The 15051-nt window shown below is 74.4% G+C and carries 9 protein-coding genes and 3 riboswitches; of the genes, 5 read left to right on the top strand and 4 right to left on the bottom strand.

Annotated elements, in window-relative coordinates:
• Positions 1–29: 29 nt before the first annotated feature.
• Both Q7L65_RS17385 and Q7L65_RS17380 read left to right on the top strand, forming a co-directional pair.
• Positions 30–683, top strand: a complete 654-nt coding sequence (locus Q7L65_RS17385) for a MotA/TolQ/ExbB proton channel family protein (RefSeq protein ID WP_304722970.1) — start codon at positions 30–32, stop codon at positions 681–683.
• Complete coding sequence (locus Q7L65_RS17380; RefSeq protein WP_304722969.1) at positions 680–982, top strand: DUF2149 domain-containing protein; 303 nt, start codon at positions 680–682, stop codon at positions 980–982. Before Q7L65_RS17385 ends, Q7L65_RS17380 begins: the two co-directional genes overlap by 4 nt.
• Before the next feature lie 58 nt (positions 983–1040).
• Here Q7L65_RS17380 and Q7L65_RS17375 read toward each other — a convergent pair whose 3' ends face one another.
• Positions 1041–2621 (bottom strand): hypothetical protein, encoded by a 1581-nt coding sequence (locus Q7L65_RS17375; RefSeq protein WP_304722967.1) that lies wholly within the window; start codon positions 2619–2621, stop codon positions 1041–1043.
• Between the two features lie 34 nt (positions 2622–2655).
• Positions 2656–2827: riboswitch (cobalamin riboswitch) on the bottom strand.
• Between the two features lie 86 nt (positions 2828–2913).
• A riboswitch (cobalamin riboswitch) is annotated at positions 2914–3090 on the top strand.
• Positions 3091–3161: 71 nt separating this feature from the next.
• Between Q7L65_RS17375 and Q7L65_RS17370 the strand changes: the two genes are divergently transcribed.
• Genes Q7L65_RS17370 through Q7L65_RS17360 form a run of 3 tightly spaced genes read left to right on the top strand, consistent with a single transcriptional unit; the run spans position 3162 to position 8235 of the window.
• Entirely contained in the window at positions 3162–5321 is a 2160-nt protein-coding gene (locus tag Q7L65_RS17370; protein ID WP_304722965.1) for a choice-of-anchor D domain-containing protein, read from the top strand.
• Positions 5318–7399: a choice-of-anchor D domain-containing protein gene (locus tag Q7L65_RS17365; RefSeq protein WP_304722963.1), complete on the top strand. Its 2082-nt coding sequence runs from the start codon at positions 5318–5320 to the stop codon at positions 7397–7399. The genes Q7L65_RS17370 and Q7L65_RS17365 overlap by 4 nt, the downstream gene beginning before the upstream one ends.
• A 35-nt stretch (positions 7400–7434) precedes the next feature.
• Positions 7435–8235, top strand: coding sequence for a hypothetical protein (locus Q7L65_RS17360; protein WP_304722961.1), 801 nt, complete (start codon positions 7435–7437; stop codon positions 8233–8235).
• Between the two features lie 48 nt (positions 8236–8283).
• On the opposite strand, the gene Q7L65_RS17355 is transcribed toward Q7L65_RS17360, so the two are convergent.
• From Q7L65_RS17355 to Q7L65_RS17345, 3 genes are all read right to left on the bottom strand, one after another.
• Positions 8284–9198, bottom strand: coding sequence for a hypothetical protein (locus Q7L65_RS17355; protein ID WP_304722959.1), 915 nt, complete (start codon positions 9196–9198; stop codon positions 8284–8286).
• 13 nt (positions 9199–9211) lie between these two features.
• The gene (gene metE / locus Q7L65_RS17350; RefSeq protein ID WP_304722958.1) at positions 9212–11530 is read right to left on the bottom strand and encodes a 5-methyltetrahydropteroyltriglutamate--homocysteine S-methyltransferase; all 2319 of its coding nucleotides are present in this window, start codon (positions 11528–11530) and stop codon (positions 9212–9214) included.
• A 93-nt stretch (positions 11531–11623) separates the two neighbouring features.
• A riboswitch (cobalamin riboswitch) is annotated at positions 11624–11749 on the bottom strand.
• Positions 11750–11802: 53 nt separating this feature from the next.
• Positions 11803–15048, bottom strand: a complete 3246-nt coding sequence (locus tag Q7L65_RS17345; RefSeq protein WP_370552586.1) for a ribonucleoside-diphosphate reductase subunit alpha — start codon at positions 15046–15048, stop codon at positions 11803–11805.
• Positions 15049–15051: the final 3 nt, after the last annotated feature.

Below are 15051 nucleotides of genomic sequence, written 5' to 3'. Positions count from 1 at the left end.
CCTGTGAACCGAACGACGGAGAGAACTGGATGAGTCCTCCCTTCGCAGTGTCGCTGCACGACCGCGTCGGCGACGCGCTCGCCCAGCTCGTCGCGGTGCTGGCGATCCCGGTCCTGCTGCTCGCGCTCGTCGCGTTGATCGTCTGCGCGCTGGAGTGCGGTCGCTTCGCGACCGAGTGGTGGCAGCGCCGGTCGCGGGCACGCGACCATCCGCTGCGTCAGCTGGCAGCGCGCGCGGTCGCGGCGCCCGGCGAGGCCCCGCAGCTCGCGACGCAGGCGCCGACGAGATTCGCTGCGACCGCGATTCGCCAGCTCGCCGCGGCGGTCAGCTCCGCGCGGCCGCAGGCGGCGGAGTACGCGCTCGCCGACTTCGAGCTGGCGGTGCAGAAGCGGCTCGACCGGACCCGACTGCTCGTCCGCGCCGGCCCGGCGATCGGGCTGATGGGGACGCTGATCCCGCTCGCGCCCGGCCTCGAGGCGCTGTCCGGCGGCGACATCGGTCAGCTCGCGAGCGACCTGCGGATCGCGTTCGCCGCGACCGTCGTCGGCCTGTTCGTCGGCACCGTCGCCTTCGCGCTGACGCTGACGCGCACGCGCATGTACACCGAGGACCTCGCCGCGCTGGAACGGGCCGCGGGAGAGGTTCCGACGGACCGCTCCACGCCTGCGGCGGTGGTCGTATGAGCCGCATCGGTCTCGGCCGCCACGGCAACCTCGACGACGCCGCGGGCGACCCGCTCGACGGCCTCGTCAACCTCTTCGACGTCGGCATCGTGCTCGCCGTCGCCTTCCTGATCGCCGGCCTCGGCCTGACCGCGAACCAGAGAAGAGCGGCGACCGGCGGGCCGCAGAGCGCCGCGCAGCAGCAGAGAGCGATCCCGAGCCCGGCCAGCGCCCCGCCGGCCAGCGGTCGCGGCAGATCCGTCGGCCAGGTCTACCGCCTCGCCGACGGCCGCCTCGTCTACGTCGAGGACGGCAGATGACCTGCTCCGCGAGCCGCGCGGCTCGCGGCCGGGCACCGCGCCCGGGCTCCGCGCCAAGTCACGCCGCGAGCCCCACCCCGTCGACGCTCACCTCGCCTTCCAGGACCTGCAGCGTCACGACGCCGCCGCGGCGCAGCACGGGGCCACGCAGCTCGCGACTCCCGCTGCCGGCAGGAATCCGGACGGTCGTGCGCCGGCCCCCGGCGATCAGCACGGCCCGCGCCGCCCGTCTGCGATCCGGTCGCACCACCACGACCGGCCGCCCGGCGGCGAGCCTCGTACGCAGGATTGCTCCCGTGGCGCCGCGCGACACGGTCCCGAGCCAGGCGCCGGCGTCGCGGGCCGCGGTCCACGCGCGCCCGCGCGCGACCGATCGCGCACGGTCGTCGATCGGCGCGAGCACGCGGCCGACGTTCGTCGACGCGCTGCGGCCGAGTGTGTCGACGAGCGTGAAGCGCAGCGCATAGGTGCGGCCGGCCGGCAATCTCAGCGAGGCCGACGTCGCGTCGCTGCCGGACGCCCGGTCGGTGAAGCCAGCGCCTCTGACGCCGAGCGGCCTGGCCGCGATCGTCCAGCGCGCGATGCCGGCGCCGGCGTCGATCACGCGCCAGTCGACCTGCACGCGGCCACGGCGCGCGTCGTCGGCGACGCGCGGCAACTGCACGCGGACCGGCGCGGTGTTGCGCGCGGAGGGCGTCGGCGGTGCGGGCCCGACCGGCGGGGCTGGCGGTGCCGGCGAGGCGGGTGGCGCGGGCGGCTGCGGCGCTGCCGGCGGAATCAGCGGCACGCGGCTCGGCGGCTGGCCCGCGCACTCGTCGGCGAGGGCGGCGACGACGCAGACGTCGACGCTGTTGGAGGCGATCGCGTCGTCGCGGCCGTCGGCGTCGCCGTCGAGCGCGCGCGCCTTGATCCGCTGCCAGCCGAGCTGCCGGAACGCGACCGTCGCGCGACCGTCGCTGCCGCTGTCGCCGGCGTCGGCGGCTCCCGCCGGGGCCGGTCTGCCGTTCGCCGTCACCGCGCTCACGCGCGCGCCCGCATACGCGTCGCCGACAGGGTCGTCGCCCTCGGTCGACGGTCTCGTCGCCGACACGTCGGCGTCATAGGGCGCGTCGAGCAGCGCCTTGGCGGGGCCGGCGAGCCACAGGAACGCGCGCCCGTTGAAGGCGTCGTTGACCCACAGCACGTCGTCGCCGGTCCCGACGCGGAACTGGCAGCCGCCGACCGGCGTGAAGCTTCTGTTGACGACGATCCCCCACCACCACTGCTTGGCGTCGTTCTCCGCCTCGGTCCCCCAGCGCGTCAGGAAGTAGTCGTCGAAGCCCGCGTACCAGCGCGCGTCGAAGCCCTGACCGATCGACGCCATCGCGTCCACCGTCGCCGCCGTCGCCGTCGGTCCCGGCGAGGGGTTGGCGCCGAGGTTGGTGCCGTCGCAGTGGCGCAGCGTCGTGTCGGCGGCGGCCTGCACGTAGCGGCCGTCGGTGCGCACGACGCGGTCGAACACGGTGCTGGCGACACCTTCGACGCGCACGTGCACGTCTGCCGGCGCGGCGTCTGCCGGCGCCGCGAGGAAGCCGGCCGCCGCAGCGGCGAGAACGGGAATGAGCGCGGCGCCGATGGCCGCGCGCGAGCGTGATCGCATCTGTCTGAGAGCCCCTTTCCGCGAGGGCGAGTCGACGGTTGAGAGACAGGGCGACCGATGTCCTGGCTTCCGAGCGATCCAGTCGCGCCTTCCCGAGCCGGGTGGCTCCGTGGCGTGCGTCTGCGTGCGACTGGCGTCCTCGGTCACAGTGGCGGGCCCGCGCCGGTCTTGCACCGGCTTCCCGGACCGCCTGTCCAAGTATGTGGCGGCGACTGTAGCGCAGCGATCTCCACGGGACCGCCGTCAGCGCGCGCACGCCGTCCGCAGAAATCGGCGCCACACAGATCGCGAACCAGATAGGTTTGTTCGCGCTCACGTTTGCGGGGAACCCGGTGCGAATCCGGGGCTGTCGCGCAGCGGTGTGGGTGACGACCGGATCGCAGGTCCACTGAGCTCGACAAGGGCTTGGGAAGGAGATTCGGGAGGTCGATCCCAAGCCCGAAGACCCGGTGAGCGAATACCCGCCTCGCGATAAGGGCGGCTGACCTCGCCACGGCTGTCTGCTGTGCGTGTTCGCCGCCCGGGACAGGAGCATCGAACATGCATCGAAGGGCACTTGCCCTCTTCGTCGCGGCGTGCGCTGCCGCGGCAGTCAGCGCGTCCGCGCTGACGCCCGCCCGTGCCGTCGCGGCGACCGACGTCCAGGTCGAGCAGGCCGTCACCGGCGCTGTCGACTGGTTCGAGGTCCGTCAGCTGCCGGACGGCTCGTTCGGCGCCAACGGCGGTCTCGACCCCGCGTGGGCGCTGCTCGGCCTCGCCGGGGCCGGCATCCACCCCGCGGACCTGCATCCTGCGCCGGGCGCGCCCAGCGCGCAGGACGGCCAGCTGGCGATCTGGACCGGCCCCGACCCGAGCGCCTGGTGGGCGTTCTCCTACGAGCAGGCGACCGACTGGGAGCGCGCGCTGCTGCAGGCGCGCGCCGCGGGCCTGCAGCCGACGCGCCTGTCCGCGCAGCACAACCTGCTCGCCGGCCTCGCACGCCACTACCTCGACGGCTGGTTCACGTCCAAGACCTCGGTCTTCAACCACACGATCTTCGGCCTGCTCGCACTGTCGACGGTGCCGGTCCCGCAGACGCTGCTGGAGCGGACCGTCCGCGTGATCGAGACCAACCAGCACGACGACGGCGGCTACACGAGCTACCCGGCGACCGACCCCGTCGTCAGAGCGAGAGCGAGCGACATCGACTCGACCGGCGCCGCGATCGCCGCCCTCTGCCGCGCCGGCCGCACACCGGCCGACCCGTCGGTCGCGGGCGCAATCGCGTTCCTGCGCTCCAGACAGGGCGCGGCGGGCGGCATGATCGGCAACGTCAACTCGACCGCCTGGGCGCTCGACGGCTTCGGCGAGTGCGGCATCCGCCGCGGCGGACCGGGCTGGACCGCCGCCGACGAGGCGACCGTCGACGCGCTGCTGAGCTTCCAGCTGACCAGCGGTCCCGACGCCGGCGCGTGGGGCTACAACGGCACCGTCAACGAGTACGCGACCGCCGATGCGCTGCGCGCGCTGAGCGCTGCGGCGTTCGTCGTCGATCCGCCGGCGCGCGCGAACCCCGCCGACCCGGCCGTGCGCCCGGCGCCCGCCGTCGCCGACGGGACCGTCGTGCCGACCGCGTTCGTCGTCGACCCCGGTGCAGGACGCGCGCGGCTGTGCGCGACCGACGCGCCGGTCGACGCGACCGTCGTCGAGCTGCTGGCTGCGGCGCGCACGGCGTCGCGACCGGCCGGCTGCGTCGCGTCGTTCGAGGCCGACGGCGGTCTCGTGACGAGCATCGACGGCGCGCTGGCGAGCAGCGGCGGCGCGTGGCTGGCCAGCGTCGACCGCGGCGCCGAGGCGCCCGCCGGCGCGCAGACCGTCGGCTTCGGCGACGTGCTCGCGCTGCGGCTCGACCTGCCGACGACGCTCGCCTTCGACCGCGAGCGGCTCGACTTCGGCGAGCAGCCGCACAATCTGCTGAGCGGCGCGCGGCGCGTCGTGCTGAGCAACGCCGGCAACAGCGACCTGACGATCCGCCGGCTCTCCGTCGGCGGCGCGGCCGCCGCGAACTTCGTGATCGGCACGCAGGACTGCAGCGGCGAGACGCTCGCGCCGCAGGCCTCGTGCACAGTCGCGGTGCGCTTCGCGCCGACCGCGCTCGGTGACCGCGCAGCGCTGCTGAGCGTCGCCGTCGACGGCCTCGACGGCGACCCGGGCATCCCGCTGCGCGGCAGCGGCACCGCGCTGCCGGCTGGCGGCCCGGGCCTGTCCGGCCAGGAGGGCCCGGGCGGAGCGCCCGGCGCCACGGGCCCGCTCGGCCAGCCGGGGCTGCCCGGCCTCCAAGGCCTGCCGGGCCTCGGCGGCGCGGCCGGTGCGCCGGGCGCGACCGGACAGCGCGGCCCGGGCGGCGCGACCGGGGCCCGCGGCAGAAGCGGGCCGAGCGCCCGCGCGCTGCGCGTCAGCTGCCGGCTGACCGGCAGACGGAGCGTCCGCTGCACCGCACGCGCGGCGACTGCTCGCAGCCGCCTCGCGCAGACGACAGCGGCGCAACTCCTGCGCGGCCGCACCGCGGTCGCGCGCGGCACGCTCGGCCGCCTGCGGGCGCCGCGTGCGCTCGCGCGCGGCCGCTACGTGCTCGCGATCGGCCGCGGGAGAGCCCGCCGCACCGTACGCGTCGCGCTGCGCCCCACCACCTCCACCCCGACGACCACGAGGGACCGATGAGCAATCAGCTGAAGGCGATCCAGCGGGCGCGGTGCGACGCGCGCCCGGGCCGCAGCACCGCCGGCACGACGGCACGGCTCGACCGCGCCGGCCTGATCCGCCGCACGGGTCTCGCGCTCGCGTTGACGCTCGGCCTCGGCGGCGGCGGCGTCGTCGCGAGCGGCGCGCAGGCCGCCGCGCCCGTCGGCGCACTGAAGACGTGGGGCGCAAACGAGACCGCGCAGCTCGGCACCGGCAGCTCCAGCTCGCCGGTCGCAACGCCCGTGCGCGCGGCGATCGGCTCGCTCGCGGCCGTGGAGACCGGCTCGCGCTTCACGCTCGGGCTGCGCACCGACGGCAGCGTGTGGGCGTGGGGCTACAACGAGTACGGCGCGCTCGGCGACGGCACCGCGATCGACCGCCCGGACCCGGTGAGAGTCGCCGGCGTCGGGAGCGCGAGCGCGATCTCGGCCGGCTTCGACCACGCGCTCGCGCTCGAGGCCGACGGCGACGTGTGGGCATGGGGCCAGGACTATGCCGGCGCGCTCGGCGACGGCACCGCCGACCCGACCGGCTGGCAGCCGCCCGCGCAGGTCGCCGGCCTGCCCGACGCCGTCGCCGTCAGCGCGGGCCTCGGGTACTCGCTCGCGCTGACCGCCGACGGCAGCGTCTGGGCATGGGGCGACAACAGCTATGGGCAGCTCGGCCGCGGCACGCTCGGCCAGGCTCCGTCCGACGCCACGCCGGCGCAGGTGCCGGGGCTGACCGACGTCAGAGCGATCTCGGCAGGCGGCTACACCGCGTACGCACTGCTCAGAGACGGCGCCGTGCGCGCCTGGGGCTGGGCCGGCGACGGCGCGCTCGGCGACGGCCTCGTCCACGACGGCAGCGAGCACCCCGACTCGGTCCCCGCGCCAGTCGCGGTCGCGGGCGTCGGCGGCAGCGGCACGCTCTCGGGTGTGCGCGCGATCGCGGGCGGCTTCTACCACGCGGTCGCGCTGCTGCAGGACGGCACCGTCGCCGGCTGGGGCCGCAACGAGAGCGGCCAGCTCGGCGCCGATCCCGACGCGGCCGCTCGCTTCGACGCGCCCGCGACGATCGCTGGGCTCACCGGCACGGCCGAGGTCGCGACCGCTGTGGGAGCGACCTTCGCGCGCGCCGCCGACGGCTCCGTGCGCGCGCTCGGCAGCAACTTCGAAGACCTGCTCGGCACCGGCTCGGACGCCCCCTACGCGTTCGTCGCGCAGCGCGTCCCGGACCTCACGGCGACCGCGCTGGTGCGCGCCGCGCAGGCCACCCACGCCGGCGCGTTCGAGCGCGCGCTGTCCGCCGACGCGCTCGCGTTCGGCGAGCAGGCGCACGGCACGCTCGGTGCCGGGCAGACGGTCACGATCACCAACCCGGACGGCGCGATCGACGTGCGCGGCACGCTCGTGACCGGCCCCGCCGCCGACGACTTCGTCGTCGTCGGCGAGACCTGCAGCGGCCCGCTGGCCGCCGGTGAGCAGTGCACGGTCAAGCTGCGCTTCGCGCCGACCGCCGTCGGCGCGCGCACGGCGACGCTGTCGCTGCGCGCCGCTCCCGCCAGCACCGTGACGGTCGCGCTCGGCGGCACCGGCGGCGCGCCGCCGAGAGGGCCGCAGGGCGCCGACGGTCCGCAGGGCGATCCCGGTCCGCAAGGGCCGGCCGGCGCGCAGGGCGAGGCCGGCGCGCCCGGCGCTCCGGGCGTGCCCGGAGCGGCTGGCCCGGGCGGCGCCGCGGGCCCCGGCGGGCCTGCCGGCCCGAAGGGCGAGACGGGCCCGCGCGGCGCGACCGGTCCGCGCGGTCGCGCTGCCCGCGTCAGCTGCCGCGTGACCGGCAGAGGCGCTGCCCGGATCCGCTGCAGCGTCACGTACGCGGGCGCCAGAGCCGGCACCCGCACCCGCGCCAAGACGTCCACGACCGCGCGGCTGATCCGCGGCAAGCGCACGATCGCGCGCGGCACGCTCGGCCGGCTGCGCCTGACCGGCGCGCCCGCGCGCGGACGTGTCGTGTTGGTGATCGGCCGCGGTCGCGACGCCGTGCGCGTCGCCACGACGGTGCGCGGCTCGGCGCGATGAGGAGCTTGTCAATCCACCCAACCGAAGGGGGCAGGATGTCGATGAAGCACAGCGGCTCGATCAGACGGGCCGCGCTGGGAGCGGCGTGCGCCGTCGCGGCGATCGCCGCGGCGCCGTTCGCCGCGCAGGCCGCGGACGTGACCGTCCGCGTCGAGGGACAGACCGGAGCGCTGCTCGCACCGACGAGCGTCACGATCGGCAGCGGCAGCGGCACGGCGCTGACGTGGGACGGCAGAGCGATGCCGATCAGATGCGCGGACGACTCCGTCTACGGCGCGACCGAGAAGGCGACGGTCGGCAACTGGGATCGCAACCCCTACGTCGAAACGATCATCAGAGAAAGACACACCTGGAGCCCGAACGAGGAGTACTGGATCCTCTACCACAACAACGACTACGCCGACTGGGGCGCGTGCGACCTGCACCTCAGAGACGGCGACACGGTCCTCTGGCAGGCCGGCAAGTCCGGTCCGTCGCCGGACTTCATACCGGACTCGGTGCCGATCCAGATCGCGCGCGTCGGCTCGGGCACGATCAGACCCGGCGGCACGGTCACGATCCAGCTGACGGCGTGGCGGCCGACCGACATCTTCGGCACGCCGGACCCGAGCGACCCGAACCACTGGATCATCCCGCCGAGCCCCTCCTCGACCCCGTCCGGCTACACGATCAGCGGCGGCACGTCGACGAGAACGACCAACGCCAGCGGCCAGGCGACGATCACGATGCCGTCGACCGCGGGCTGGGCGACGGTCGGCGCCAGCGTCCCCGGCAGCAGCTCCAACTGGAGCCGCGCGGTGCCGCTGAGACTGTGCGTCGGCACGAGTCCCTGCTGACCGTCGGCGGACCAGGCAACGGTCACCTGACGCACCACTAGCGTCGGCTCAGCCCGCCGCCTCGGCGGCGGGCTCCGACCGCTGGCCGATGTCGCGCGCGACATCCGCCAGCGCGCCTGCGACCGCGTGCTCGCGCTCCAGCGACAGGCGCCCGGTTCCGCACGACGCGGTCAGCAGACTCCGCTGCGCGACGCCCTCCCCGCCCAGCCGCGCCAGCGCCGCGCGCAGCCGTCCGACGGCCTCGGCGACGCCCTCGTCGCGGTGCGCCGCGAGCACGCCCCAGGCGATCCGTCCGCCGCGCGCGAGCAGCCGGCGCAGCGCCTCGGCGGCGCGGCGATCGAGCGGCGCGAGCGCGAGGTCGAACGACAGCAGGTCCGGCTGCGCGCGCTCGACGACGTCCCACGGGACGGCGCAGCACAGGTGCAGCCCCCACGCCGGCGCGACCGCGCGCAGCGGATCCCACGCCTGCTCGATCCCGCGTGTGCCGAACAGCTGCAGCGCCGGCTCGTCGACGACCAGCAGCGTGTCGAGGCCGCGGGCCGAGAGGGCGTCGACCTGCCCGCGCGCGTTCGCCGCCAGCCAACCCGCCAGCTCGTGCGCGAGTGAGAGCGCGGCCGCGCGCGACGGTCGCCCGCCGCGCTCGCGCTCGAGCGCGCAGGCGAGCGTCGCCGGACCGGTCACCTGCAGCTTCACGACGCGATGCGCGGGCGGCGCGGCGTCCAGCTCGTCCAGCAGCGCCTCCCACGCCGGCGGCCGCTCGCGGTCGCGCTGCGGCGACCAGCCGCAGCGGTCGGGGTCGGCGCCGAGCCATTCGGCCACCATGTCGCCCTCCAACCGCGGCAGCTGCGGGCAGAACGGCACGTCGTAGGCCGCGACGGCGTGCGCCGCCGCGGCGCGCGGATCGCGGTGCGGCAGCGAGCCGACGCCGGTCGTCGCCCACGGCGGCAGTCGGTCCAGCAGCACCGCGATCCCTTCCCTACGCTGCGATCGGCGACGCCGCGCGCCGCCGCCGGGTCGCTTCCAGCAGGTGCTCCAGCGCCGGCATGACGTCGTCCCAGCTGCGCGTCTTCAGCCCGCAGTCGGGGTTGATCCAGAGCCGCTCGCGCCCGATCCGCTGCTCGGCCAGCTCCAGCAGCCGCTCGATCTCCTGCACCGACGGCACGCGCGGCGAGTGGATGTCGTAGACGCCGGGGCCGATCTCGTTGGGGTACTCGATCCCGTCGGCGCCGACGAACGCGTCGAGCACCTCCATGTCCGAGCGCGACGCCTCGATCGAGATCACGTCGGCGTCCAGGCGCACGATGTGCTCCATGATGTCGTTGAACTCCGAGTAGCACATGTGCGTGTGGACCTGGGTCTCGTTGCGCGCCGGCGCGACCGTCAGCCGGAAGGCGTCGACCGCCCAGCGAACATAGTCGTCCTGCTGTGCGCGCTGCAACGGCAGCCCCTCGCGCAGCGCGGCCTCGTCGACCTGGATCGCGAACGCGCCGGCCCGCTCGAGGTCGAGCACCTCGTCCTGGATCGCCAGCGCGATCTGCGTCGCGGTCTCGCTGCGCGGCTGGTCGTCGCGCACGAACGACCACTGCAGGATCGTGACCGGCCCGGTCAGCATCCCCTTCACCGGCTTCTCGGTGCGCGACTGCGCGTACTGCCACCAGCGGACCGTCATCGGCGCCGGGCGTGACACGTCGCCGTAGAGGATCGGCGGCTTGACGCAGCGCGATCCGTACGACTGCACCCAGCCGCTGGCCGAGAACGCGAAGCCCGCGAGCTGCTCGCCGAAGTACTCGACCATGTCGTTGCGCTCCGGCTCGCCGTGCACCAGCACGTCGAGCCCGAGCCGCTCCTGCACCTCGACGACGCCGTCGATCTGCTGCTCCAGGAAGCGCTCGTACGCGACGCGGTCGAGCGTCCCGTCGCGCAGCTCGCGGCGCCTGGCGCGGATCTCCGGCGTCTGCGGGAAGGAGCCGATCGTCGTCGTCGGCAGCTGCGGCAGCGGCCGCCGCTCGTCCTGCGCGGCGCGGCGCTGCGGAAACGGCGCCGCGCGATCGTAGTCCGCCGCCGCCAGCGCGCCGACGCGCTCCCGCACGGCCGCGTCGTTGGTGTGCTTGGAGGTGCGGCGGCGCGAAGTCGACTCGCGCGCAGCCGCCAACAGCACGTCGCGCTTGACCGCCCCGGTCGCGGTCTTCAGCGTGCGCAGCTCGGAGACCTTCTCGGCCGCGAACGCGAGCCAGTCGCGCACCTCCGGATCGATCGCGGTCTCGCGCGCCGCCTCGTACGGCACGTGCAGCAGCGAGCACGACGGCGCGATCGTGATGCGATCGGTGCCGAGCGCCGCCGTCGCGCGGTCGACCATGTCGAGCGCGGCGTCCAGGTCGGCCGCCCACACGTTGCGGCCGTCGAGCACGCCGAGGCTCAGGCGCGTGCGCGAGCCCGCGGCGGCGCCGCCGTCGGCCAGCGCGGCAAGCGCCGGCTTCAACTGCGACGGCGCGCGCACGAGGTCGAGATGGACCTCGGCCGCGCCCAGCGCCAGCACGCGCTCCAGCGCACCGACCTCGTCGAGGCCGGCGAAGTACGTCGCCAGCGTCAGCTCGACACCGGCCTCCTGCGCCGCGACCGACAGCGCGCGGAACGCACGCTCGAACAGCTCCAGCTCGCCGGGCGCGTGGTCCAGCACGAGCGCCGGCTCGTCCAGCTGCACTTCATGCGCACCGGCCTCCGCCAGCTCGGCGAGCAGCTGGCCGTACACCGGCACGAGCGCGTCGAGCAGCTCCAGCGGACGCTGCAGCCCCTTCGCCAGCTTCAGGAACGTGAACGGCCCGATCACGACGGGACGCGCCGGGATCCCGAGCGCCCCGGCTTCACGGAACGGCACCACCCAGTGCGAGGCGTCGAGCGAGAACGTCTGGTCCGGTACCAGCTCCGGCACGAGGTAGTGGTAGTTGGTGTCGAACCACTTCGTCATCTCCAGCGGTCGCTGCTCGGCGGTCCCGCGCGCGAGCGCGAAGTAGCCGGCCAGCCCCTGCTCGCGCAGTGCCACGCCGCCGTGGCGCGCCGGGATCGCGCCCAGCGCCCACGCGGTGTCGAGCATCTGGTCGTAGTAGCTGAAGTCGCCCGCGGGGATGACGTCGAGCCCGGCTCTGACGGCCCGGCCCCAGTTGAACGCGCGCAGCCAGCGCGCGACTCCCTCGAGCTCCTCGACGGTGGTGCGGCCTGCCCAGAACGACTCCAGCGCGAACTTCAGCTCGCGGTCGGGACCGATGCGGGGAAGCCCAAGGACGGCAGTGCGTGCCATCTGGTCCTGCTCCTCTTTCCGTGCGGCCTTTGTCGCGAGGCCGCGGTTTTCGGGGCCCGATCCGCGGATATGCCCGCGGCGGGCGGAGGCGACAGGTCTTCGGGCTCGGACGCGATCGGGACGACCGCCTTCCCAGACCGAACCCGGCCCAGTGGCGATGCGTCGTCTCGCGCGTCCCTACCGCTGCGCGTCAGCTCCGGATTTCGAACCGGATTCCCTGACCCGTGCTGTACGGGTGCGATCGACTCCACCGGGGACGATAGCGGGCTCGCCTACTGGCAGGCCTCGCACTCCTCCCCGTTGCGCATCGCCTCGATCGAGCAGGCGGTCGGCAGCTCCGCGTACGCCGGCGCCGCGACGGTCGCCTTCTCGATCGTCGAGGCGCCGAGCGTGCGCAGGTAGTAGGTCGTCTTCAGGCCGGCATGCCAGGCGCGGCGGTACATGTGGCTCATCGCCTTCAGGTCCGGCTGCGCGAGGAAGAGGTTGAGCGACTGCGACTGGTCGATCCACTTCTGCCGGCGGGCCGCGGCATCGATCAGCCGCTCGGGCTCGATCTGGAAGGCGGTGCGGTAGAGGTCGCGCAGTGCCCGCGGGACCTCCGGCAGCTGCTCGAGGTCGCCGTCGACGGCCTTCAGCCGCTCCGCCAGCGCGCCGTTCCACAGGCCCGCGGCTTTCAGGTCGCGCACGAGGTACGGGTTGACGATCACGAAGTCGCCGGACAGGTTCGACTTCGCGAACAGGTTCTTGTAGATCGGCTCGATGCAGGGCGAGGTGCCCATGATGTTGGCGATCGTCGCCGTCGGCGCGATCGCGAGCACGTTGGAGTTGCGCATCCCCTGCGCGGCGATCTTCGCGCGCAGCGGCGCCCAGTCCAGCTGCCCGCCGCGCGGCACCGCGATCGGCTGGCCGCGCTCGGCCTCCAGCAGCTGGAGCGTGTCCTGTGGCAGCATGCCGCGGTCCCACTTCGAGCCCTCGTAGGAGCTGTACGTCCCGCGCTCGGCCGCCAGGTCGCTGGAGGCCTCGTAGGCGTAGTAGGCGATCGCCTCCATCAGCTCGTCGCCGAAGTCCAGCGCGGCAGGCGAGTCGAACGGCAGGCCCTTGCGGTAGAGCGCGTACTGCAGCCCCATCACGCCGAGGCCGATCGGCCGGTGGCGGTCGTTGGCCGTTCTGGTCGGCTCGGTCGGGTAGAGGTTGACGTCGATCACGTTGTCGAGCGCGCGCACGGCGACGCGGATCGTCGCGCGCAGCTTCTCGTGGTCCAGCTCGCCGGCGGCGTCGAGATGCTGGTCGACGACGATCGAGCCGAGATTGCAGACGGCGGTCTCGTCCGGGCCGGTGTTGAGCGTGATCTCGGTGCAGAGGTTGGAGCTGTGCACGACGCCGGCGTGGTCCTGCGGCGAGCGCACGTTGCAGGGGTCCTTGAAGGTGATCCACGGATGCCCGGTCTCGAACAGCAGCTTCAGCATCTGCTTCCACAGCTCCAGCGCCGGGATCCGCTCGCCGAACAGCTCGCCGGCCTCGACCTGCGCCTCATATGCCTCGTAGCGCCGTTCGAACTCCGCGCCGTAGGTCTCGTGCAGGTCGGGCACGTCGTTGGAGCGCAGCAGCGTCCACTGCTCGCGCGCCTCGACGCGCTTCATGAACAGGTCCGGGACCCACGTCGCGGTGCTCATGTCGTGCGTGCGGCGGCGGTCGTCGCCGGTGTTGCGGCGCAGCTCGAGGAACTCGCGGATGTCGTTGTGCCACACCTCCAGGTAGGCGCAGCCCGCACCCGCGCGCTTGCCGCCCTGGTTGACCGCGACGAGCTGGTCGTTGTGCATCTTCAGGAACGGCACGACGCCCTGGCTCTCGCCGTTGGTCGACTCGATGTGCGCGCCGGTGCCGCGCACCGCGGTCCACGAGCCGCCGAGGCCGCCCGCCCACTTCGAGCACATCGCGTTCTCGGCGATGCCGCGCCCGACGATCGAGGAGAGCGTGTCGTCGATCTTGTAGAGGAAGCACGACGACAGCTGCGAGTGCGGGGTGCCGGCGTTGAACAGCGTCGGCGTCGCCGAGCTGAAGCGGCGCTGCTTGTAGACGGTGTAGAGGTCGATCACGCGCTGCTCGCGCGCGACCGGGTCCTCGGCGCGCTCGCCGAGACAGACGCCCATCGCGACGCGCAGCCAGAACAGCTGCGGCGTCTCCATCCGGCGCGGCGATCTGCCGGTCTTGTCGATCAGCAGGTAGCGGTCGTAGAGCGTCTGCAGGCCGAGGAAGTCGAAGTCGAGGTCGGCCGTCGGGTCCAGCGTCGCTGCCAGCTGCTCGACGTCGTAGGCGAGCAGGCGCGCGTCGATGCGCTTGATCGCGACGCCGCGCTCCAGCAGCGCGGGCAGCGCGCGCTCGTGCGCGGCCTTCAGCGCGCCGATGCCGTCGCGCTCGATCTGCCAGTCCAGCGCCTCCTCGTAGACGTGCGACAGCAGGATCCGCCCGGCGAAGCGGGAGAACTCCGCGTCGCGCTCGACGAGCGCCTTCGCGTTGAGGATCGTCAGCCGTCGCAGGTCGGCACGCGCGATTCCCGGCCGGATCGAGCGGCGCAGCTCGCGCTCCAGCTCGCGCGCGTCGAGCGGCAGGTCGAGGCCGATCGAGGCGAACGCGATCCGCTCGCGCAGGTCGGCGCCGCTCCACAGCGTCTCGCTGTCGTCGGCCTCGACCACCGGCACGGGCGGGTGCGACTGCGCCGCGCCCGTCGCCGCGTCGCCCCGTTCGCCGGCCTGCTGGGCGCGCAGCAGCGAACGCTCGGCGCGGTAGACGATGTAGCGCTCGGCGACGCGCATGTGCCCGGCCAGCACGAGCTCCTCCTGGACGATGTCCTGGACGGACTCGATCGGCACGTACGCCATCCCCAGCGCCTGCGCCCGCTCGGAGACGCGCGCTGCGAGCGCGACCGCCGGCTCCGGAGCGTGCTGCAGCGACAGGAACGCCTTGCGGATCGCGACCTCGATCTTCGCCGGCTCCCATGCCGTCACGTGCCCGGAGCGGCGGATCAGCCGCAGCGTCGACGGCCGCGCGCCGGCGCCGCCGCCCGCCTGGGCGCTCGGCGCGGCGCGGCGCAGCACGAGCGCCTTCGCGATCTCGTAGTGGCCGGCGTCGATCAGCGCCGCCTCCACGACGGTCGACAGGTCGCCCTCGGTCAGCTGACGGGCGCCACCGCTGGCGGCCGCGGCGAGCCGCGTGACCGTCTGGCGCGTCACGGCCCGCACGATCGCGCGCGCGGCGGCGGTGTCGCCAGCGGTCTCGCCGCCGGCCAGCGCGAGCGTGCGCAGCGCGTCGGCGACGACCGTGCCGGCTTGCGCGGGCGCGAACGGGCGCTCGCCGCCGTCCTCGCCGATCAGCGTGAGGCCGGCCAGCGCCGGCTCGTGCTCGTGCTCCAGCTCCGCCAGCGCGGCGGCGACGTCGAGCGCCGGGCCCTCGCCGCCGGGCAGGGCCGCGGCGCGCTTCAGCTCCAGGTCGCGCAGGATCTCGTCGAACTCGATCAGCATCAG

This window comes from Conexibacter sp. CPCC 206217, from assembly GCF_030646165.1.
Taxonomy (GTDB): domain Bacteria; phylum Actinomycetota; class Thermoleophilia; order Solirubrobacterales; family Solirubrobacteraceae; genus Conexibacter.
This window is presented reverse-complemented; position numbering and strand designations above follow the sequence as displayed.